Source organism: Lactobacillus sp. M0390, from assembly GCF_016102085.1.
In the GTDB taxonomy this organism is placed as follows: Bacteria; Bacillota; Bacilli; order Lactobacillales; family Lactobacillaceae; genus Lactobacillus; species Lactobacillus apis.
In genome coordinates this window covers 196,285-217,212 of record NZ_JACFPH010000003.1, presented here as the reverse complement: position 1 = coordinate 217,212, position 20,928 = coordinate 196,285, and the positions used below count along the sequence as shown (strand labels likewise).

Annotated in this window: 19 protein-coding genes and 1 tRNA gene; 10 read left to right on the top strand and 10 right to left on the bottom strand. The window is 37.1% G+C overall.

Features of this window, described 5'->3' with window-relative positions; translation table 11 throughout:
• Nucleotides 1-12: 12 nt before the first annotated feature.
• Nucleotides 13-85: transfer RNA gene (locus tag H3R25_RS07420), tRNA-Asn, on the top strand.
• Nucleotides 86-139: 54 nt separating this feature from the next.
• Here H3R25_RS07420 and H3R25_RS07415 read toward each other — a convergent pair.
• Nucleotides 140-1,066 (bottom strand): LysR family transcriptional regulator, encoded by a 927-nt coding sequence (locus tag H3R25_RS07415; RefSeq protein WP_198194790.1) that lies wholly within the window; start codon nt 1,064-1,066, stop codon nt 140-142.
• Nucleotides 1,067-1,184: 118 nt separating this feature from the next.
• Here H3R25_RS07415 and H3R25_RS07410 point away from each other — a divergent pair, with 118 nt between their 5' ends.
• The gene (locus tag H3R25_RS07410; RefSeq protein WP_198194788.1) at nt 1,185-3,065 is read left to right on the top strand and encodes a flavocytochrome c; all 1,881 of its coding nucleotides are present in this window, start codon (nt 1,185-1,187) and stop codon (nt 3,063-3,065) included.
• A 70-nt stretch (nt 3,066-3,135) separates the two neighbouring features.
• Here H3R25_RS07410 and citG read toward each other — a convergent pair whose 3' ends face one another.
• Complete coding sequence (citG, locus tag H3R25_RS07405; RefSeq protein WP_370567452.1) at nt 3,136-3,963, bottom strand: triphosphoribosyl-dephospho-CoA synthase CitG; 828 nt, start codon at nt 3,961-3,963, stop codon at nt 3,136-3,138.
• 45 nt (nt 3,964-4,008) lie between these two features.
• Nucleotides 4,009-4,914 carry a LysR family transcriptional regulator gene (locus H3R25_RS07400; RefSeq protein ID WP_198194784.1) on the bottom strand — a complete coding sequence of 302 codons (906 nt, stop codon included), beginning with the start codon at nt 4,912-4,914 and terminating at the stop codon, nt 4,009-4,011.
• Nucleotides 4,915-5,238: 324 nt separating this feature from the next.
• On the opposite strand from H3R25_RS07400, the gene H3R25_RS07395 reads away from it, so the two are divergent.
• From H3R25_RS07395 to H3R25_RS07370, 6 genes are all read left to right on the top strand, one after another.
• On the top strand, nt 5,239-6,435 hold the full coding sequence (locus H3R25_RS07395; RefSeq protein WP_198194782.1) for an MFS transporter: 1,197 nt from the start codon (nt 5,239-5,241) through the stop codon (nt 6,433-6,435).
• Between the two features lie 19 nt (nt 6,436-6,454).
• Nucleotides 6,455-8,221 (top strand): FAD-dependent oxidoreductase, encoded by a 1,767-nt coding sequence (locus tag H3R25_RS07390; protein ID WP_198194780.1) that lies wholly within the window; start codon nt 6,455-6,457, stop codon nt 8,219-8,221.
• A gap of 40 nt (nt 8,222-8,261) precedes the next feature.
• On the top strand, nt 8,262-9,176 hold the full coding sequence (locus tag H3R25_RS07385) for a shikimate dehydrogenase (protein ID WP_198194778.1): 915 nt from the start codon (nt 8,262-8,264) through the stop codon (nt 9,174-9,176).
• Between the two features lie 13 nt (nt 9,177-9,189).
• A complete protein-coding gene (gene aroD / locus H3R25_RS07380; RefSeq protein ID WP_198194776.1) occupies nt 9,190-9,945 on the top strand; it encodes a type I 3-dehydroquinate dehydratase in 756 nt (251 codons plus the stop codon).
• A 162-nt stretch (nt 9,946-10,107) separates the two neighbouring features.
• Nucleotides 10,108-11,502 carry an amidohydrolase family protein gene (locus tag H3R25_RS07375; protein WP_198194774.1) on the top strand — a complete coding sequence of 465 codons (1,395 nt, stop codon included), beginning with the start codon at nt 10,108-10,110 and terminating at the stop codon, nt 11,500-11,502.
• Entirely contained in the window at nt 11,486-12,832 is a 1,347-nt protein-coding gene (locus H3R25_RS07370) for a uracil-xanthine permease family protein (protein WP_198194772.1), read from the top strand. Before H3R25_RS07375 ends, H3R25_RS07370 begins: the two co-directional genes overlap by 17 nt.
• A gap of 95 nt (nt 12,833-12,927) precedes the next feature.
• Here H3R25_RS07370 and H3R25_RS07365 read toward each other — a convergent pair whose 3' ends face one another.
• The 6 genes from H3R25_RS07365 to H3R25_RS07340 all read right to left on the bottom strand — a co-directional run bounded on the left by H3R25_RS07365 (nt 12,928) and on the right by H3R25_RS07340 (nt 18,147).
• A complete protein-coding gene (locus tag H3R25_RS07365) occupies nt 12,928-14,115 on the bottom strand; it encodes an amidohydrolase family protein (protein ID WP_198194770.1) in 1,188 nt (395 codons plus the stop codon).
• A 249-nt stretch (nt 14,116-14,364) separates the two neighbouring features.
• Nucleotides 14,365-14,595: a cytochrome b5 domain-containing protein gene (locus H3R25_RS07360; protein ID WP_074426113.1), complete on the bottom strand. Its 231-nt coding sequence runs from the start codon at nt 14,593-14,595 to the stop codon at nt 14,365-14,367.
• A 73-nt stretch (nt 14,596-14,668) separates the two neighbouring features.
• Nucleotides 14,669-15,556: a lysophospholipid acyltransferase family protein gene (locus H3R25_RS07355; RefSeq protein WP_198189038.1), complete on the bottom strand. Its 888-nt coding sequence runs from the start codon at nt 15,554-15,556 to the stop codon at nt 14,669-14,671.
• Complete coding sequence (locus H3R25_RS07350; RefSeq protein ID WP_198194767.1) at nt 15,553-16,500, bottom strand: glycosyltransferase family 8 protein; 948 nt, start codon at nt 16,498-16,500, stop codon at nt 15,553-15,555. The genes H3R25_RS07355 and H3R25_RS07350 overlap by 4 nt, the downstream gene beginning before the upstream one ends.
• A 24-nt stretch (nt 16,501-16,524) precedes the next feature.
• Complete coding sequence (locus tag H3R25_RS07345) at nt 16,525-17,370, bottom strand: glycosyltransferase (protein WP_109714999.1); 846 nt, start codon at nt 17,368-17,370, stop codon at nt 16,525-16,527.
• A gap of 15 nt (nt 17,371-17,385) precedes the next feature.
• Entirely contained in the window at nt 17,386-18,147 is a 762-nt protein-coding gene (locus H3R25_RS07340; RefSeq protein ID WP_198194765.1) for a 1-acyl-sn-glycerol-3-phosphate acyltransferase, read from the bottom strand.
• A 343-nt stretch (nt 18,148-18,490) separates the two neighbouring features.
• Here H3R25_RS07340 and deoC point away from each other — a divergent pair, with 343 nt between their 5' ends.
• Complete coding sequence (gene deoC / locus H3R25_RS07335; RefSeq protein ID WP_198194763.1) at nt 18,491-19,198, top strand: deoxyribose-phosphate aldolase; 708 nt, start codon at nt 18,491-18,493, stop codon at nt 19,196-19,198.
• Between the two features lie 104 nt (nt 19,199-19,302).
• Nucleotides 19,303-20,022: a GntR family transcriptional regulator gene (locus H3R25_RS07330; protein WP_198194761.1), complete on the top strand. Its 720-nt coding sequence runs from the start codon at nt 19,303-19,305 to the stop codon at nt 20,020-20,022.
• Nucleotides 20,023-20,079: 57 nt separating this feature from the next.
• Here the strand turns inward: H3R25_RS07330 and H3R25_RS07325 are convergent, their stop codons facing one another.
• Complete coding sequence (locus H3R25_RS07325; RefSeq protein WP_198194759.1) at nt 20,080-20,802, bottom strand: DUF4097 family beta strand repeat-containing protein; 723 nt, start codon at nt 20,800-20,802, stop codon at nt 20,080-20,082.
• Between the last annotated feature and the right edge of the window lie 126 nt (nt 20,803-20,928).

Here is a 20,928-nt window from a genome sequence, read left to right as displayed (position 1 = left end):
CTTTTTTAATATTCCGGCTTAGCTCAGTTGGTAGAGCGCTTGACTGTTAATCAAGATGTCGTCAGTTCGAGTCTGACAGCCGGAGCAAAGTACAAGAAAAGAGGATCTTAGTTGATTCTCTTTTTTGTTGTATTCATATTTATCGGATATTTGGCTGAATGTTCTTTTCCATAAACTTTGCAATCAGTTTTTTGACGCCCTCTTTTTGTTTAATCCCTTTCTTTACTGCAATAAAGTACTTAACGGTAATGATGTTTTCATTTAAGGGTAAAAGATTAATTGGTGTTTGGTTCATACGCTTGATTATACTTGCGGCTGAAATAGTTAAGCCAACACCTTTAATGGCTAAGTTAGTTGCGGTTAGGATACTATTAGTTTCTAATACGATATTTGGTTTAACATGAAATTTTTGAAATACACCATTAACTTGGTGACGAATAGCGGAATTTGAAGAACTAACAACAAAAGGTTCCTTGATAATTTTTTTGATATCATATTCATCTGGTTTAAGGATAAAGCGCCCTTTTTTAAAGTACCTTGATTTTGGCGAAATAATAATGTAGTAGTTTTCACCACCATTAACATAAAAATCTAGCCCACTGCTTAGTGATTCAGGTGTTTGGCCAATATAGCAATCTACTTGTTCAGCTAGAAGTTGAGCTTCACTTTTTCTAGGGTAAGTCTCTGTTAGTTGAACCTTGATGTTAGGATTTTGAGCAAGAAATTCAGGTAAGAGTTCCGGCAATAAAAAGGTGCCTAGGCTCTCCAGTATCCCTATTCGAACGATTTCTTTGTTGGGATCAGTATAAGGCGTAAGTTTATCTTCTAGTTTTTGGTTATTAGCAATAGCTGTTTCAAGATACTTATAATAGATTATGCCAGCTTTGGTTAAAGTATAAGGTGCAACATCTCTATTTAGTATTTTAGTACCTAGCTTGCGCTCAATCCGTTTAATTAGTTGGGTTAAATAAGGTTGAGAAATATATAGTTCACGTGCTGCGCGCGTAAAATTACTTTCCTTTAATAAAACATCAAGATAATGGATTAAAATTTCTGGATCTTTCATATTCTTCCTCCGATAACATTTTTATTATAGCCTACTTGCTATAAAAGTATTTCAACTAAATATTGAAAGCTAGTAAAATTTAGTTATTAAAGATGTAAATAAGGAGGAATAACTCGAAATGAAACCAGGTACATATGCTGTAGAAGCTAAGGGACATGGCTCAAGTTTTATGCCAATGAAAGTTACACTTTCACAAGATCGGATTGAAGAAATAACAGTCGATTCAAGTGGTGAAACCAAAGGTGTAGCAGACGAAGTTTTTAAACGTTTACCAGAACAAATTATCAATAATCAAACTTTAAACGTAGATGCTGTCAGTGGTGCCACAATTTCAAGTCATGGTGTTGTTGATGGCGTCAGTCAAGCAATCCAAGAGGCCGGCGGCGATCCAGAAGAATGGGCTAATCGTCCTAAGCCTAGTGCAGATGCAGGACAAGATGAGGAATATAATACCGATGTTGTTGTAATTGGTGCTGGTGGTGCAGGCTTAACTGCAGCAGCACGAACAATTCAAAATAACAAAAAAGTTGTTGTGCTTGAAAAGTATCCTCAAATTGGTGGTAATACTACAAGAGCAGGTGGTCCACTTAATGCGGCTGAGCCAGAATGGCAAAATCAATTTAAAGCTCTTTCTGGTGAAAAAGAAAGTCTTGAAAAGCTTGCTCAAACTCCAATTGAAGAAATTGATCCTGAATATCAGGAAGATTTTAAGAAACTACAACAACAAATTAATGAATATGTTGAATCTGGCGCCGACTACTTGTTTGATTCAGTTCTACTACACGAAATTCAAACTTATTTAGGTGGTAAAAGAACAGACTTAAATGGCAATGAAATTCACGGTAACTATGCTTTAGTTACTGAACTTGTTAACAATGTACTTGATTCAGTTAAGTGGCTAACAGATTTAGGTGTTAAATTTGATCGTTCAGACGTGACAATGCCAGTTGGGGCATTGTGGCGTCGTGGTCACAAGCCTGTTGAGCCAATGGGTTATGCCTTTATTCATGTTTTAGGTGATTGGATTAAAGACCATGGTGCTACAGTTTTAACGGAAACAATGGCAACACATTTAATCATTGAAAATGGTGAAGTGACTGGTGTCGTTGCACAAGGTAGTAACGGCAATAAGATCACTATTCATGCGCAGAAGGTTATTTTGACTTCTGGTGGTTTTGGTGCAAATACCAAAATGGTGCAAAAGTACAATACATACTGGGAACACATTGATGATGATATCGCGACAACTAACTCGCCAGCAATTACCGGTGATGGTATCGCCTTAGGTAAAGAAGCAGGTGCAGACTTAGTTGGTATGGGCTTTATTCAGTTGATGCCTGTTTCAGATCCTAAGACAGGTGAATTGTTTACTGGAATTCAAACACCACCAGAAAACTTTATTATGGTTAACCAAAAAGGTGAACGTTTTGTTAACGAGTTTGCAGAACGTGACACCCTTGCCAAAGCTGCGATTGCTAATGGAACCCTATTTTACTTAATTGCAGACGATAAAATTAAAAAGACAGCCTACAACACCACAGAAGAATCACTCGAAGCTCAAGTTAAGGCAGGAACTCTTCTAAAAGCTGATACATTAGAAGAATTGGCTGAAAAAGCAGGCATGGATCCAGACACTTTAGTTAATACTATTAAGAAATATAATTCATATGTTGATGCCGGAAATGATCCAGAATTTGGTAAAAGTGCGTTCAACCTCAAGTGTGAAGTTGCACCATTTTATGCAACACCACGTAAACCAGCAATTCATCACACAATGGGTGGTTTAAAGATTAATCCAAAGGCACAAGTACTTGGTGAAAAAGATCAAGTGATTCCTGGCTTGTATGCGGCCGGTGAAGTTGCCGGTGGATTGCACGCTGGTAACCGTCTTGGCGGCAACTCCTTGGCTGATATTTTTACGTTTGGTCGTATTGCTGCTGATACAGCATGCAGTGAAATTGAAGATACTGATGCAGTAAGTGGTGCGTCACACCATTAATCATATTGTGATTTTTACTTAAACGAAAAATACTAGTTAATCTAAATAGATTAGCTAGTATTTTTTTGTTCTAGACAATGTAGCCTTTTTCTAAACCCAAAAAGATAGTCACAATTAATAGGTCGGCACAGCCTCCTAAACTATAGTTCTTTTCCAAACACTCCTGGTTTAATTTTAAGAGTTCTTTTTTACCTAATGGGGAATCATAGCCTCCCAGTTCTAAATACCTAAGAGCGCGTTTCTGAAGCCATTTAACAGCATCATAATTGCCCGCTCGCTTGATTAAATTGCTATCAACAGCAATTGTGGCAATTTTCATCAATGTGTCTAGAAGACGCACTTGTAAACTACCAGAACTATTTTTTAAAAAAGGTAAGGCGATATCGCTAATGATAGGGTAGCCTTGTTCAGCCTGCTGGCGCGCACCGCCTGTACCATATTGCTGGTATTCTTTTTCGCCTGCAGTTTGCAGTTTATTGTTGCTAATTAGATCGTGCTCTACTAAGCCATGACACATCCGTTTAATTGTAGTAAATATTTCAGTTTGATTTTTCTTACTGTAACTTTCAGCACAAACAAAAATACCTAAAGAAAAAATAGCACCTTTATGAGTATTTATTCCTTTAGTAGCGGTGTACATCTCTTTTTCAGCCAAAATACCTTGTTGTCTCAATTGCTGAAACATTTGCGTTAAATCAGTTGACTGAAAGGTTTGTCCGATTTCAACTGCTTCAGAAAAATAGTGCTCTAAGCTCAAGCTACTATCAATAAAAGTATAAATATTCATATCGGGATGCGGTCCCTGGTTTAAGGGATCAACGAGACCTGGTTTAGGTTGTGTAACAACTTCGTATAAAAGCGCCCGAAGGGCATTTTGAGTAATTGAATTAGTCATAATTTGTTAGTTTTCTAGTAAAGTGATGCCCATTGTTAGGCTTATTTTTTAAATATTATCAACGATTGATTGGATTTCTTTTTTATTACTTTTAATAAAATCAATAAAATTAATGGTCTCTGGTGAAAAATCTTGATTCGGATCATAAACCAAATAAACTTGGCGAGTATCTTTGGGCAAGTCTAATTTAATTTGGTGGATATCAAAACCACTTAGGTATATAGTTTTTGCCACGACGCCAACAATATTATTGGTTAAAACTTGGCCAGCGATTGCTAATTCATCGTGTAATCGATTGGTGATATTTAAATCAGATGCACTAGCTAATAAAGCATCGGTTATATCTTTACCGATTTGAATCTTCTTAGAGTATGTAATAATGGTCTCTCCCTGCAACTCTTCTGGTGAGATTTCATTGATTTTGGCTAAATTATTGTTTTTTGAAACAATAGCGATAATTTCTTCATTATAAAGTGGAATATATGTAAACTCACTAAATTCGGGAACATATGAACAAATTCCAATATCATACCAGCCATTTTTGATTCCTTCACATATTTGAAAGGAAGGATTGTCATGATAAATAAAATGTGGTGAGACATTGCTCTCTTGTTGATACATTTTCGTGATCTTGGGTAATAAAATTCCAATTGCGGTTGGAATGCCAGCGACATGAATATTGCCGTGATCTTGGCTGACTTTTTGCTGAATTTTTCTTTTACCATATTCTAAAGCATCTAGTGATTTAACTACTGTATCGTAAAAAATACGACCATAGCTTGTTAACTGCACAAAACGGCCATTCTGTTTAAATAGTTTGCAATGTAATTCATTTTCTAACTGTTTGATTGATACTGATAATGTTGGCTGACTGATATATAGGCTTTTGGCTGCTGCAGTATATTTCTTTTGATCTGCTAACTCTTTGAAATAATATAGCTGATTTAAATTCATTGATAATACTCCATTTTGGTTAATAGATAACTGTATTAATAATTTTGAGGTAGAAATGTTTTCTGTATTATGCACTATTTTAATCCAATTATTAAAAAAAACTATCTTAAACTGCAAATAGCTGATAAAACGACTTTTTATCGGCTGTTTTTTGTTAAAGCGGTACCAAGTAATTTAAAGAGTACGTTATTTATCTTCTACAGTAAGGTGTGATAGCTATAGCTATTATTAATAAATTGGGAATGATAAACAATTATTCTTAATTTTTAAAATAGGTTATATTGTTTTTGCCTAATTAAGAATTACTGTGAAAGGGTAAAAATAATGGATAAGAAAAGGAATTATACTGGTGTCGCAGTATCCGTCTACTTGCATTTTGCTGTGGTAGGTGCTGCAACGCTATTTATCAGTCAATATCGACAAACTCTAGCCAATTTATGGAATGCAAGTGAAACTCAAGTTTCTTTAGTTATTGCAATGGTTGGACTAGGTAGGATTATCACTATTTTATTTGCAGGAGCAATTTCAGATAAAATAGGCCGGAAAAAGACACTCTTAATTGCACTAATCAGTGATGCAATCTTTTTGTTAGGAGCAGCTTTTGCAAATAATATTTGGATAGCTGGAATAGCAGCAATGTTTTTTGGTGCTACTAACTCTTTTGGCGACACGGCTGGATATCCAGCTTTAGCAGATGCTTATCCAGGTAAGACAGCAACGATGAATTCTTTTGTTAAAGCTGCAATGCAGGTAATGCAGATGTTATTCCCATTTTTTGTGAAATTAATTAAGGATCCAAAAATAACAGCATGCATTCTTGCTCTCTGTATTTTGATTGATGTGCTATTAACTGTGAAAACTACTTATGCACCACAAACTGTTACAAGTAATGACAATTCTTCGACTGTGGATGATGCCAGCATAAATGCAGGCAATCAGCCTAAGCTAGCTGTTGATGGACTAATGATTATTGCATTAGGATTCACACTTTGCTTTACTTTTTATATTTTTTCTTTATATGCACCATATTATGGTCAGTATGTTTTAAATCAGCAAGCAGCTAATGCAAACCAATTAGTTTCATGGTACTCAATTGCGTCATTAATTTCTGTGTTTGTTACATCAGCCTTAGTTACTAAAGTTAAAAGATTATATCTAATCATGACTTACTCAATTATCTCAGCTATTGGGTTACTATTCATGGTTCTTAAACCTTCATTAGTTGCAGGAGAAATTGGTGCAGTAGCTGTAGGATTTTTCACTGCAGGTGGTGTTTGGCAAGTTGGCTTATCAGTACTGACATCATATTTCCCACAAAGCCACGGAAAGATTACGTCATACTATAGTTTTGCACCAGCAGTTGTTTATTTTGTTGCTCCATTAGTTGCTGCATTTGTACTGAAAGCAAATTCTACTAGTACATTGCTAGTATTTTGGATTACTGCAATTATTGCAATTATTTCTGTAGTTTTGTCCGCAACGCTGATTGTTAGAAGTAAAAAATTTAATATTGAAGGCTAACGTAGAAAAAGGTGAATTTATGTCAAATAAAATTATTAAGGCACAAGCCGAAGGCCGTAATGGCCAAATCGATTTTGAAATAAATGTTGATAGTGGAAAAATTGTTGATCTTAAAGTGACAAAAAGCTCAGAAACGCCTGGCATTTTTAAGCAAGTAGTTGGCAAGCTTAAAGAAAACGTGCTTAAAAGTCAAAGCTTTGATGTTGATGCAATTTCTGGAGCATCAATTATGACACAGGCGATGCTCGATTCAGGTAAAAAGGCACTGGAAAAAACCGGGCTCAACATTCTAGCAATGCCAAACAAAAAAGCACATCAAGAACGTACGCTAAATACTGATGTCGCTGTCATCGGCTCAGGTATGGCAGGACTAATGGCCGCTTCAAGAGCTCTATCAATGGGAAAACGAGTCGTACTAATTGAAAAAAATGGTTACCTTGGTGGAGCGACTATTTTAAATGGTTCCAATGTGGTAGGTACAGGTTCAAAAGTATCAGCCAGCTTGTTTGGCGAAGAAGCTGAAAAGGATTCTCCAGCAGTACTAGCAAATGATATTGCTCATGAGTGTCGAGGAACAAACTATCAGGTTTTAACAGATGTACTAGTTAATAATATTGGTAAAGCAGTTGATTTTATTACTGACTTTGCAGATTTAACTTATCAAAAAGCAGAAACTCAAACAATTGAACACTCTGTTAACAGACAAATTGAAATGCCATCGGAAAGCTCATACGAATTAATCTCTAAAGTAGCAGAAGCCTTTGTCAAAAAAGGTGGAGAAATTTTACTTGAAACTAGAGTTGAAAAGTTAAATAAAAACAATCAAGGAGAATTGGTTTCTCTTGTTGCAGAAGGTAAGCATGAAACTGTAACCCTTAATTTCAAATCTCTGGTTATGTCAGCTGGTGGCTGGGGTGCACGAGACTATCGTGAACATAAGACCAACATTCCATATTACGGTCCAATGACATCTACAGGGGATTACTTTGACTTTGCCAAGGATATGAACCTCGTATCGCGTAATTTAGATTGGTACAAGGTTTATCCACATGGACTTGAAGTTGAGCCAGGAATTGCTAAATTAACCACCTATTCAACTAAAGAGGTAAGTGATATGGGTGCAATTTTTGTAAATACAGCTGGCAAAAGAATTGTTAATGAATCAGCACCATACACTCATTTTAGGGATGCAATTGCGGCACAAAAAGACCAAATAGCGTTTGTGGTGATGGATCAGCGTATGTGGAATAAGTTTTATGAGTTATTACTAAAATATGGTTTCACTGCTGAAGAAGTTCAGGGCTTCTTTGATTTAGAAGGTAAAAAGAGTCCTATTTTGGTCAAAGGCAGCTTAGAAACAGTTGCTCAAAAAGCTGGAATTGATTATCAAAACTTACAGCAAACTCTATCTACTTATGCTAAAGCTGTTGAAGAAAAAAATGATGATGAATTTGGTCGTCCAGCTCAATTTATGCATGAATATGAGGGTGAGACGTACTATGTAATTGAACAAAAATTACGTTTTTGTACAACTTTAGGTGGATATGAAACAAACAGTCATATGCAGCTTTTAAACACTGAATTCAACCCAATATCTAATTTTTATGCGTCAGGTGAGATTATAGGCGGAGCAAATGGACATGACTCGATGCCAAGTATGATGAACTCATGGAGCTATGCATCTGGCTTTGTTGCAGGAACTGAGGCAGCTGATAATACTAATTTTAAGCGAAAAGAAATTGGAGCTGAAAAAGTTGATGCTTCTTCAGGTGCTTCGAAAGAATAACTAGGAATTTAACTAATAATGTTAAAAGGAGAAAAATCTAATGACTAACAAAATTACTGGTGTAAATGGCCCAATTACTGGCTGGCTTGATGGCCATACTTATTTAATAGGCTTAATGGCATATCCAATTAGACACTCAATGTCACCAACAATGCACAATAATGCCTTTGCAAAACTAGGATTGAACTATACATATCTTTGTTTTGAGATTGGTAATGACAAGTTAGAAGGAGCTGTTGATGCAATAAGGACTCTGGATATGCGTGGCTCCAATGTTTCTATGCCTAATAAGAAGGAAGTAATTAAGTACTTAGACAAGCTATCCCCAGCTTCTGAAATGTGTGATGCTGTTAATACAATTGTTAATGATAATGGGGTTTTAACCGGCTACACTACCGATGGAATTGGCTTTGTTCAAGCACTAAAAGATGAAGGAATTTCAATTAAAAATAAAGTGATGACGCTAACTGGTGCAGGTGGCGCTGCTACTCCTATTGCTGTTCAGTCTGCTCTTGATGGAGCAAAAGAGATTAGAATGTTCAATATCAAGGACGATAAATGGGCTCAAGCTGAAAAAAACGTAAAAACGATTGAAGAAAAAACTGATTGCAAAGTTACTTTGACCGAGCTGACAGACCAAGAAGCTTTCAAGCAATCAATTGCTGAAAGTGACATCTATTGTGACGCCACAAGCGTTGGGATGAAACCACTTGAAGATAAGACGTTAGTTTCAGACCCATCTTGGTTTCATGAAGATATGGTTGTCTTTGATACAGTATATGCGCCAAGAACAACCAAATTAATGAAAGTGGCTCAAGAAGCTGGGGTTAAACACGTCTTTGATGGTATTGGAATGATGATTAATCAGGGAGCTGCGTCGTTTAAGCTTTGGACAGGGCAGGAAATGCCAACTGATTATATTAAAGAAATAATGTTTTCTGATGAGAGTAAATAATTGAGGTAAAGCAATGTCCACCGTTAAAATAAGAAATATTCTGTTAGGAGAAGGCGTTCCTAAAATTGCTGTACCTAATGTTGGAAGTACAGAGGAAGAAATTTTAACATCCACTAAAGAAATTGCTGCGGCTAAGCCAGATTTGATGGAATGGCGCATTGATTATTATGCTGCTGGAATTGAAGACACAGCGCAGTTAATTGATACTGGTAGAAAGATACGTGAGCTTATTGGTGAATTACCATTATTGATTACTTTTAGAACTAAAAGTGAAGGAGGAGTTTGCCAGTTAGAAGAAAATCGGTATCTAGATTTAGTTGATCAAATAATTGTTAATCGCCTTGGTGATGCAGTTGACATAGAACTTTTCCATGAGGAAAAGAGTATAGAGTCTCTAGTTTCTGAGGCAAAGAACTATAATGTTGTTGTGATCATGAGTAACCATGATTTTGAAAAAGTGCCAGCTAAAGATGTAATTGAATTTCGACTAAAGAAAATGGCTAATCTTGGTGCAGATGTACCTAAATTGGCTTGCATGCCACACAATGTAGAAGATGTTCTAAATTTGTTGGAAGCGACAAATGAAGTTCATAATGAAATTGAAAATCCAATAATTACCATGGCTATGGGTGATATTGGCAAAGTAACTAGGATAGCAGGTCAAGTTTTTGGCTCTAGTTTATCGTTTGGTGCCGTAGGAAAAAGTTCAGCACCAGGGCAACTCTCTATTGAAGAGTTGCGCAACGCAGAAAAATACTTAGCTTTATAATAAAATTATTTAACCCCGGAATTATTGTTAGTTTCGGGGTTTTACTGTAAATAAAAAACATCGGTAAGTTCAGTGAATATAGTTTTTGAAAATAAAGTTGTCCTCTGCTAAGTTAGTTTGTTACAATAAATATGCGAATATTAAAACTGTAATATAACAAAAATGTTCGATATTAAGGAGGAAAGAACCATTAATTTTTCAACTGTTATTCAAGGAAATTATTATACTGCAATCAGTCCAGATGAGATTGAGTATCAAGAGCAAGCTCTAATTTGTATTGATAGTCAGGGCTATATTGCTGAAATTATTCAGTCAGGGGATGCTAACTATCAAGAAGTTAAAGCTTCAGCAAGTAAGGGAGACTGCTTACTAAAACTAGACGATGATCAAGTAATCTTACCAGGTTTTATTGACTTGCATATCCACGCACCCCAGTGGCCCAATGCGGGAGTAGCGTTGGATTTACCACTGGAAGACTGGCTCAACGTTTATACTTTTCCATTAGAGGAAAAATATAAAAGTTCGGATTTTGCGCAAAAAGTCTATGAGGATTTAGTTCAGGAGCTACTGGCTCAGGGAACCACCACCGCTCTTTATTTTGGTTCAGTTCACAATTCTGGTAACTTGGAATTGGTCAAGGCTTGTTTAAAGTACCACCAGCGTGGGTTTGTCGGCAAAGTTGTGATGGATAATCCTGAGCAAACGCCTGAAAACTATCGTGACCAAACTGCTGCACAAGCACTAACTGAAACTGAATCTTTTATCAATGCTGTTTTGAAGTTAAATGAAAATGAGACTATTCCAGCTACACCTGTTATTACGCCGCGCTTTTTGCCAAGCTGTACAGATGAGGCACTGCTTGGATTAGGGCAATTGGCGCAGAAGTATGATCTTCCAGTGCAATCTCATTGTAGTGAAAGCGATTGGGAAAATGGCTATGCGTTAGAACATTACAATAAACGAGATGCTGAAGTTTTAGATCAGTTTGGGTTATTGACAGATAAGGCCGTAATGGCACATGGTACTTTATTAAACGATGATGATGTAGCCCTATTTAAAGAAAAAAAGGTTGGGTTGGCGCATTGTCCAATTTCAAACGTCTACTTTGGCAATGCCGTTTTGCCTGCCAAACAAATCTTACAAAATGGTAATAAGATTGGCTTAGGAACCGATGTTTCCGGTGGTTACAGTCCAAGCATTTACCAAAATATCCGCCAAGCAGTGGTGTCTTCACATCAACGCTATGAAGGGGTGGATGCTGAATTAGATCCGCAGGTTCGCGGTACCAAAGACGATATATTGTCGATGAAAAATGCTTTTTATCTGGCTACGGTTGGAGGAGCTTTGAGCTTACAGTTGCCTACAGGAGAAATTAAAGCTGGCTGTTATGCCGACTTACAAGTTGTTCATCAAAATTGGACTGTCTTTCAAGATGAAAGTCCACAAATGCGCTTTGAAAAGTTGCTTTATCAAACCACTAAAGAAAATATTGATCAGGTCATGGTACAAGGTCAAGTAGCTGCAAGCAAGGAGAAAAATAATGCAGACGAAAGATAATGGATTAATTTACGGTCCAGATGATAATGTTCCTACTCTAGAAGCTGGCCTACTGGGTCTGCAGCATGTTTTGGCAATGGATGTCTATGTGCCACCATTAATCATCGCAGGCTTATTATCAATGGGAGCTGCACAAAAAACAGGATTTTTACAAGTTGCATTTTTGGCTTGCGGAATTGGTACGTTAATCCAAACAGGCCTTTTGATGAAAATGCCAATGTCTCAGGGACCTTCTTATGTACCAGTTGGTGCAGTAGTTGGAGTTTATTTAGCTAATGGTGGTCCCAACGGCGGAATGGCAACGGTTCTGGGTGCAACAATTGTTGGTGCCTTGCTTGTAGTATTGCTGGGTCTAAGTGGCGTTTATCAGAAAGTTGTTAATAAACTGGTGCCACCAGTAGTTGGCGGTACAATTATTGCTTGTGTGGGCCTCTCGCTTATGCCTTCAGCCCTCAATGACAATATCTTTCAAGCTAGCGGTAATTTAAATCGAAATATTGCTTTAGCTGGAATTACAATGGGGTCATTACTAATTGTGCTTATCCTTAGCAATTATGCTGGGCGTCTAAAGAACATGTTAAAAGCAGGTTCGATTGTTATTGCGATGTTCGTTGGGACCGTTGCAGCGGCAAGCATGCACATGTTCAGCTGGGAGAGCGTACAAAAAGCTGCCTGGTTCTCATGGCCACAATTTACGATTTTGCATTATGGTGCAAAGTTTTCTTTCAGCGCAATTCTTACCTTTGTGATTATTTATATTGTTCTAACAACCGAAACAATGGGTACTTGGTTTGCGATGAGCAATGTAACAGGAATCGAAATCACGAAAAAACAGTGGGATCGTGGCCTAGTTGGTGAAGGGCTAAGTTGTTTAGTTGCCGCTTTACTGGGAAGCACGCCGATGACAGGCTATTCCACAAATGCAGGGGTTGTATCAATTACTGGAGTGGCTAGCCGTAAAGTATTTTTATCAGTCGGAATTTGGTTTGTTGTCTTAGGTTTTGTTGGTAAGCTTTCAGCCTTTTTAGCAGCTATTCCGAGTCCTGTAATTGGTGGAATTTTTGCGATTATCTGTGTGATTATTATGCTGAATGGTTTAAAGTCTATTCCTGAAGCTAATGGTAACCAAATTTACGTGGTAGGAGTTCCAATGGTATTAACTTTTGCTTTAGTTCTTATTCCAGCTAAAGTAATTGCTCAAGCACCATTATTCTTGCAATACTTCTTGAAGTCACCGATTACGATTGGCGCTTTGGCAGCAATTGTTTTGAATTTAGCATTTAATACGCATTTTGGCAGGGCTGAAGAAAAAGCCAGTGTCCAAAAGTAGTATAAATTATTTAACAGTTGATTAATTCTTACGATAAAAAACCTTCTAGAGCTGAACACATTTGTTCAAACTAGAAGGTTTTTAATTATTATTAATTAGTAAGCACGTTGGCCCTTTTTATAAACAGCTTTGTCTTCCTGCTGTACGGCTTTAACGCTTTCTAATGGATTATTATCTAAAACTAAGAAGTCAGCATACTTATCTGGCTCAAGAGTACCATATTCATTATCAATTTTTAGTAACTTGGCAGAATTTTGGCATGAAGTCATTAGCGCATCATAATCACTAAAGCCGATCTTGACCATTAATTGCAGTTCTACTGGAGTCATTGAAAAGTCGTTAAACGGTGTCCCAGCATCTGTTCCTAAAGTGATGGCAACACCGCGATCATGAGCGTGAGCGATATTTTTGCATAAATCGTCTAGTGCATCAGCGGCTTTTTTAATTTCCCAATCAGGTAAGAGGCCCTCACCAAATTTGGGAATGGCCCAATCTGCGACAATTGTTGGTGTAAGGTATGTTTTTTGTGCAAGCATTAAGTCAATTTCTTCGTCATTAACGTAAAAACCATGCTCGATAGAATCAACGTTTGCTTTAATTGCGTTCATGATACCTGGGTTACCTTCGGCATGGGCAGCGACAATATTACCTTTATGATGGGCTTCTTCGACAGCAGCTTTGATTTCTTCTGTACTCAATTGTGGATCATCCATGAAGTCATTTTCGGTCATGACACCACCGGTAGCCATAACTTTGATTGCTTTGGCTCCAATTTTTTGACCTTGACGAACTGCTTTGCGCATTTCGTCTGGGGAATCAACCAAATGACCAAAGTTAGGGAAGTCACCGTGACCGCCAGTCATTGAGTAAGGACGCCCCGAAGGTAAAATCTCGGGCGTCTTTTCAATTAGACCAGCATCGATCAGCTTACTTAAGGTAATATCAATATCAAAAATGCTACCGCACTCACGAATATAAGTAACGCCTGATTTTAAAAGCGTATGTAAATTTTTAACACCACGTACAGTTGAGGCAACTACATTAGCCATGGTGTCGCCATCACTAGGATTGGGGTTCATAGTCACATGTGTGTGGCAATTGATTAAACCTGGCATAACGTATTTGCCAGCTAAATCGACTTTCTCGTCTGCTGCAGGTGGATTAGCTGTTCCAACTTCTGTGATTTTACCGGTGTCGTTATCAACTAATAACCAAGCGTTATCCTGAATTTCATTTTTGGTGCCATCAAATAATGAAAAATTAGCAAAAAGTGTTTTTGTCATAATCTATCTCCTTATCATTAGTAACTGCGCTATAATTGCACATTGTAATAACTATTTAATAATATGTCAATTTTATTTTAATTATAATTTTATAAATATGTGGATATATGGCGTTATCCGCATGCGTGAGTCGAACTTATATGAATAAGCAGTTTGATTTAATTTTGTGATTTGCCATAACAAAAAAACACAACTTTCTTTGCGAAAATTGTGTTCTCTTATTTTTTAAAGTTTGAGGCTAGTAGAAGATTAAGCTTCGTAGGTACCAACTTCTTTTAAGTTGCCTAAAACACTTTTACCGTGAGGTGATTGGCCAATTGCAACAGTCAAGTCTTGACCAGCTAAATTACCGTGGTGTTCACCTTCAGCCCAGTGTGGGTTACCAGTTACATCGTAAACGACGCCGTCAATTGCAACGTATGCTGGATTACCATTTTTACCATCAAATTTTGCCAATGATTCTTTTGTAAATTTTTCCATCAGAAAAACCCCTTTTCTAGAACTAAAATAATTTAGTTTATTACTATATGATAATCCTTAAAAACAATTAAGTCTATTTCTTTGTTTTGCTATTTTGATAGTCATAGCGCCAGCCAGCAATGTCCCATGGAGTGAAAGTTGGGTCTAATTGGCGGTGATAAGCTTCCTCGAAGGCCTTAACTTTTTGTTGATAGTCCTGAGCAAGCATCTTTTTGGAGTTTTCATTAGCGCTTAATTTAACATCTGGGTAAATTGCTGGTAAAACATGAACAATATACTTAGTCTGATAAAAATTAGGATGATCTTTTTCCAATTTATCTTTTTCTTGAATTTCAACAAAAGTTGAGACAATCGGGACGTTTTGTTGAGCGGCAAAATAATACGCGCCACGTTGAAGTTTACGCGGTTTGCGGTAGTTCCACCACATTTCTTGCTCAGGGAAGATTAAAACCCAATTATTTTTTGCTAACTCATCATGAAGATGCTTAGGAAATTCAGTACCAATGTAGCTTGGACTTTTGATCAGTGGAATGGTACCAACGTAATTCATCAGGTAACTTAAGATGCCAGGAAGCTTGAGATTGGTGTCCTCGATTGCAATCGCCAGGTGATGGTGAGTTTTATTAGCTAAGTGCTTAATCGGAAGAGAGTCAATCTGATTGAAATGGTTAGCTGTGATAATTGCTCCACCATCAGGTAGGTCATTGAGATTTTCCAGACCGGTGAAAGTAGTGTCGGAAGTTAAAACCTTAGTCAAAGTATTGAACAAAAGGTGTCCCAGTTTGTCGTTAGTTTTACCTTTAAAAGTGCTTTGTTCAGCCCAAAAGTTATTAACTAGATTTTTACGCTCATCTAATGATAAAACGGGATCACCAACTTCTACTTTGGCACTCCAATCACCTTTGGCAACAGCTTTTTCAATGTTTTTAATTACTCTTACTCGATCGTCGCCGATAATCATAAGCTAACTGATCCTCGCTTTTTAACCTGTGCCCAGTTGTTCGGGTCCTTAACTGTTTTGTCTTCCTTAGCCAGCATGTGGTCAAGCTTGCCACGGTCTTGCTCACGCTGCTCCTCAGTGTAATTATCAAGTTCTGCTTTCAATTCAGAATAAAACTTGGTTTCTTTTGCGCTCTCCCAGAAGTATTTTTCGTATTGAACATTAGAGAAATGCCATGGTTTAAAGAACAGATTGTAGTGAATTAGGCATGGATTAGCAAGCGGAGCGGTATTTTCGTTTGGCATCGCATCCCATTTGGAATCAAGGTGCAGAATACGCTCGTCACCCATTTCGTTGAGGTAGTCTTGATCTGGTGCAATACAATCGAAATGGTATGTTTCAAGCAGATCCATAAAATGTTCAATGAATTTTTCGTCACGAAATGCCTTACAGTTAAGAACTAGCATTCCAGAATTAATGTACTTCTTAGGATCAAGTGCCAAAACGTCTTTAATGTAAGCAATCATTTTAGGAACAAATTGAATGGATGTATCTGTGCATGCACCAAAAAGGTGATTGCCTAATTCTGTGTCATATAACTTGCCAATATCATCGTTGACAATGGTATCGCTATCGATATAAATGGCCTTGTCATATTGTGGGAATAGGTCAGGAATAAAGAGACGGTAAAAAATGGACATAGTGAAGAAATCAGCGCGTAAGTAGTTCTCGCTTCTGTTTTGAATAGGAGCAACAATTTCATCATTAATTTTGAAAAATTCGATGTGGACGTTGTCTGAACCTAGATCAGTCAAATCTTGCTTGTGCTCAGCGGAGAGGTCTTGGCTCAGGAAGTAAACCGTATAGTCCTTTTGAGAATTTGCATGTTTTACTAATGAATTTAGTGAAACAGCGGCATATTTAGTGAAGTCATCGCTAATTGCGTAAAAAACTGGAATTGTCATTTATATTTTCTCCATTTTAAAAATTTAGTCTTTATCTTTAACCAAGTTATCTTTGGTGTCAAGGTACTCCGTCAAAATGTCATCGTATTCATGCAATTTCAGCACATCGTGAACCTGATCAACTTGCCACGGCTTGACTGTTTGAGTGTGAAAAACGGGCCAAAAGCGGAAACTAGTTGTAAAGTGTTGAATTACTGTATCAGGTTGCAGTTTGTATTGCTCGTTATAGCGCCGTGGTGCAAGTTTTTTTTCACTCGCAAAGCGGTTGAGTGCGGTCTGATCTGGCATTAAAACAGTTCTGGTTTGCAAGAGGTGTCTGATCTTAGCAAACAAGTTGGTTTTTCTAATTTCTGGCAAGTTAAGCAAAAGAACCCCTGAATTGACATAATCGAAGGCGCGATGCTGGTGCAGATTGTGGAAAAAGAAACGTCCCCAGTAATCGAGTACGCCAACAAATTCAGTATCTGTTAGGTCTTGATGGTAAAACTCGGCAAGGCTTTGTCTGACGATTACATCAGCGTCAAGATAGAGAATTTTGTCTGGTAGTTGTGGTATTTCATCAGCATAGAGGCGCAACATTGCATAGGGCGTGAAGCGCGTGCTCATGTTTGCTACCAATGGTTCTCTGACAAACAGGCCAGTACAGTCCATTAATTTTAAAGTACTATTTGGATTCTGCTTAACTAAGAGCGATTTTAAATAGTCTGCCGCATGCTTACTGAACGGACTAAACTTCTTTTTAAAGCTTTGGGTGTACATTGTCAGAATGTAGATATGGAGTTCTTCTGAGCCGCTATTTTTTAATAAAGAAAGAATAGCAATAAGAATGCCATTTTCGGCGTTGTGATCGCCGCAAAAAAGAATATTCATGTTGAACTCCTTAAACTAAATTTTGTGATACGTGCAGTATTCGTAGTTACTTTTTTCTGCACGTTTTTGCATCGCAGAAAAGATCTGGTCATGCAGTTTTTGTTGCTGCTCTTTTTTATCAAGATTAGTATCTGGGTAAAAAGGACCGTCAATAAAAACAGTGATTTTTGGTCTAGAGCCGTGTTTAGGCTTTGAATAGGTCGTCGTCATGCAAAAGCTAGGAGCATTTGCAGCAATCGGAAAGTGCATACTAGTAGAAGAAAATGGCCTAATTTTGGTGTAGTAGGGCCAAACATGAGCTTCGGGATAAATGACTACGACCTTGTCGGCTTTAATAACAGTGGAAACAGCACGAATTAATTTACCTGATTGTTCAAGGTTTTCACCGATAGGCAGGCCAAAATAAGGCAAAACAAGTTTTCCTAATATTGGGATGCCCCAATTTGCCTGAGCCCCTATTGCGTAATAGCGTTTAGCATCAATAATGCTTAGGGGCAAAACTGCATCACCAAATGCTTGGGTATGGTTGCCATAAAGAAAAAAGCCTTGGTTGCCAGCTTTTGCTAGCTTCTGTTTGCCTTCAATACGGGCATTGAGGATTAGGCGAATGTAAACAAAGCTAACTAGATGTGCGAGTGGACGCACAATGACCGACCAAATTTTGCCCATGCGAGAAGTAGGAAAAATTGAATAATCATCAGGCAATTGATAACTCTGATTATGGCTATCGACTAAATCATCAGTTTCGTGTTGGTAGTAGTATGTATGCTTACCCATGAAACCCTTCTTTCAATAACAATATTAAACAATTTTATCATGAATCTTGTAAGAATAAAAAGATGTTAATATTTTTTTCATTTTATAAAAAGTTATCAATGAGTTTAATTAAAATAGAACCAGCTATAAGTTTTCACTATTTAAAGGTAGATCTAGTTAAAGCTAAAAGACGTTATGGGCTAAGTCTGAGTATTCAATTTTAAATCATTAAAATTTGTAAATACATAATTTTAAAGGTGAACTTAGCAACTTTTACTAACTTTATTACTGCTAACATGTAATTGACAAGCAGAGCTAAAACGCATTAAAATCATAATATGTAATTACATAAAGGAGGAAAACAATGAAATATACAATTGATGACTTTGCCCGCTTGATCGATCATACTAATTTACATGCTGATGCAACTGAAGCTGACATGAAAAAGCTTTGCGATGAAGCCAAAAAGTATCATTTTAAAATGGTAGCAATCAATGAAGTACAATCTAAATTCTGTGCAGAGCAATTACAGGGAACCGATATTGACACGGGGGCAGCGATAAGCTTTCCTTTAGGTCAAACGACGATTGAATGCAAATTGTTTGAAACTAAAGATGCTTTACAAAATGGAGCTAATGAAATTGATTATGTCGTTAATTTGACGCAAGTGAAGGCACATAATTGGTCGTATCTTAAAAATGAAATGCAACAAATGGTTGAACTTTGTCACCAAAAGGATGTACCATGCAAGGTGATTTTTGAAACATGCTATTTGACAGAAGAGGAAATTAAACAGCTTGCTCTAATAGCCAAGGATGTTAAGCCAGATTTTATTAAGACTTCAACTGGCTTTGGCACGGCCGGTGCTACTGTCGAGAATGTCAAGTTGATGAAAGAAACTGTTGGTCCTGATGTGAAGGTTAAGGCTGCTGGTGGAATCCGTAACACAGATGATTTTCTAGCTATGGTTGCTGCAGGCGCTGAAAGAATTGGGACTAGTTCGGGTGTAAAGATTATCGATTCACTAAAAAAGCGGTTTGAAGAAGATAATATTAGTTCAATTGAGATTTAGAAAAAACAGTGTAACTGAGCATAGCGCTACTCTTTACACTGTTTTTTTGCATGGTATAGTAATCTTATGCACACATAATTACTAGTAGAAAGTGGTTGGGACAATTGGCAGAAAAAGAGCTTCCTAAATATCAGATAATTGCTAATGATCTTTTAGACAAGATTCAAACTGGTTTTTACCCGCAAAATACACTTATTCCACCTGAAACTGAATTGGCAGACAGCTACCAAGTGAGTCGCCCAACAATGAGGCAGGCTATTTCCCTTTTGGTCCGTCGTGGCTATTTAGAACGGCGACGTAAGCGGGGCACCTTAGTTAAAAGAGTGAAAATTGAGCAGGAGTTTACGCACTTAATTGAAAGCTATAGTGAAGAAATGAGTGCTAAGGGAATATATCCGAAAACCAATTTACTATATTTCAATGTGGAAAAAGCTACTGAAGAAGTTAGCCAAAACTTACAGCTGGCTGAAGATGCAACGGTTTTTAAAATGGTCCGGTTACGGTACGCTAATGATCAACCGACAGTTTTAGTTACTACTTATGTTCCTGAAGCGCGTGTGCCAGAATTAATTGACTATGATTTTGCACATGCTTCTTTATATGATACGTTGGAAAAATATCAGCTAAAGGTAACACGTGTAATAAGAAAATTGGAAGTAATGGAAGCAAATGAAACAACTGCTAATTTGTTAAATATTGAAGTTAATAAGCCAATTTTTTATTTTCATACCCAAGGTTTGACTGCAGACGAAAAGCCGATCGAGTATTCAATCGCTGAGTACCGTGGAGACATTAATTCATTTGTCATTGATGTCCAACGCTAATTTTTAGACATAAAAAAGTCTTACTTTAACTTGTTTTTGTTAAAGTAAGACTTCTTTTTATATAATCTTGATTGATCCTACTGCGCTTTGGACCGTTAAGTAATCTTTGCCCGCACCTTCTCGATAAAAATGGTGCAGCTTTCTGTGGCCATGATAATTAATCGAACCCACCACAGTTGTGAGATTATACTCTGTTTCTTGATCATCATCAGTAGTTGCTTTTAATGAGCCAGCGGCTAGTTCAAAGTGATTGTTTCCGCGTAATTGCTCTATTTTAACTGATCCAGCAGAAAGTGTTGCATTCAAGTTTGTCTTACAGTGTGAAATGCTTAAACTGCCAGCTTCAAGAATGACTTTAGCACGGTCTTTTACGGTGATTTCTGTTAACTGTAATGAGCCAGCAGATAAGTACAAGTCAAGTTGCCGCATACTAAAACAGGCTAAGTTAATATCACTTACATTATTTCCGATTTTGACAGAATCAAGTGAAGTCCCATTAGGAATAGTAATAATTAACTTAGGGATGTCTGACAGATGGATATTTTTCTGCTTTCTATTTTCATCTTTTTCTTTAATAAGTAGTGTTTGGTCTTCAACACTAAAACTGATTCGACTTTGATCTTTATCATATACTGTTGCCTGATAGTCTGTACCTGCATGGATATTAACACTAAAAAGATAAAGATTAGCCTTAATATTGATGAATGAGGGTAAATCAATATGGTAAGATTTAAAATTGCTATTTTGAGAATTGTTTCCGTGTTCAAACCAGTTGCTCATAGGTGAGTACCTCTATTTAATTTTAATTTAATTATTATTTTAATTAATCATAGCATTGAAAGCAGTGGTTGAGCAATATAAAAAAGCCTTGTACAAGTATAAAAAGCTGGTGCAAGACTTTGACTT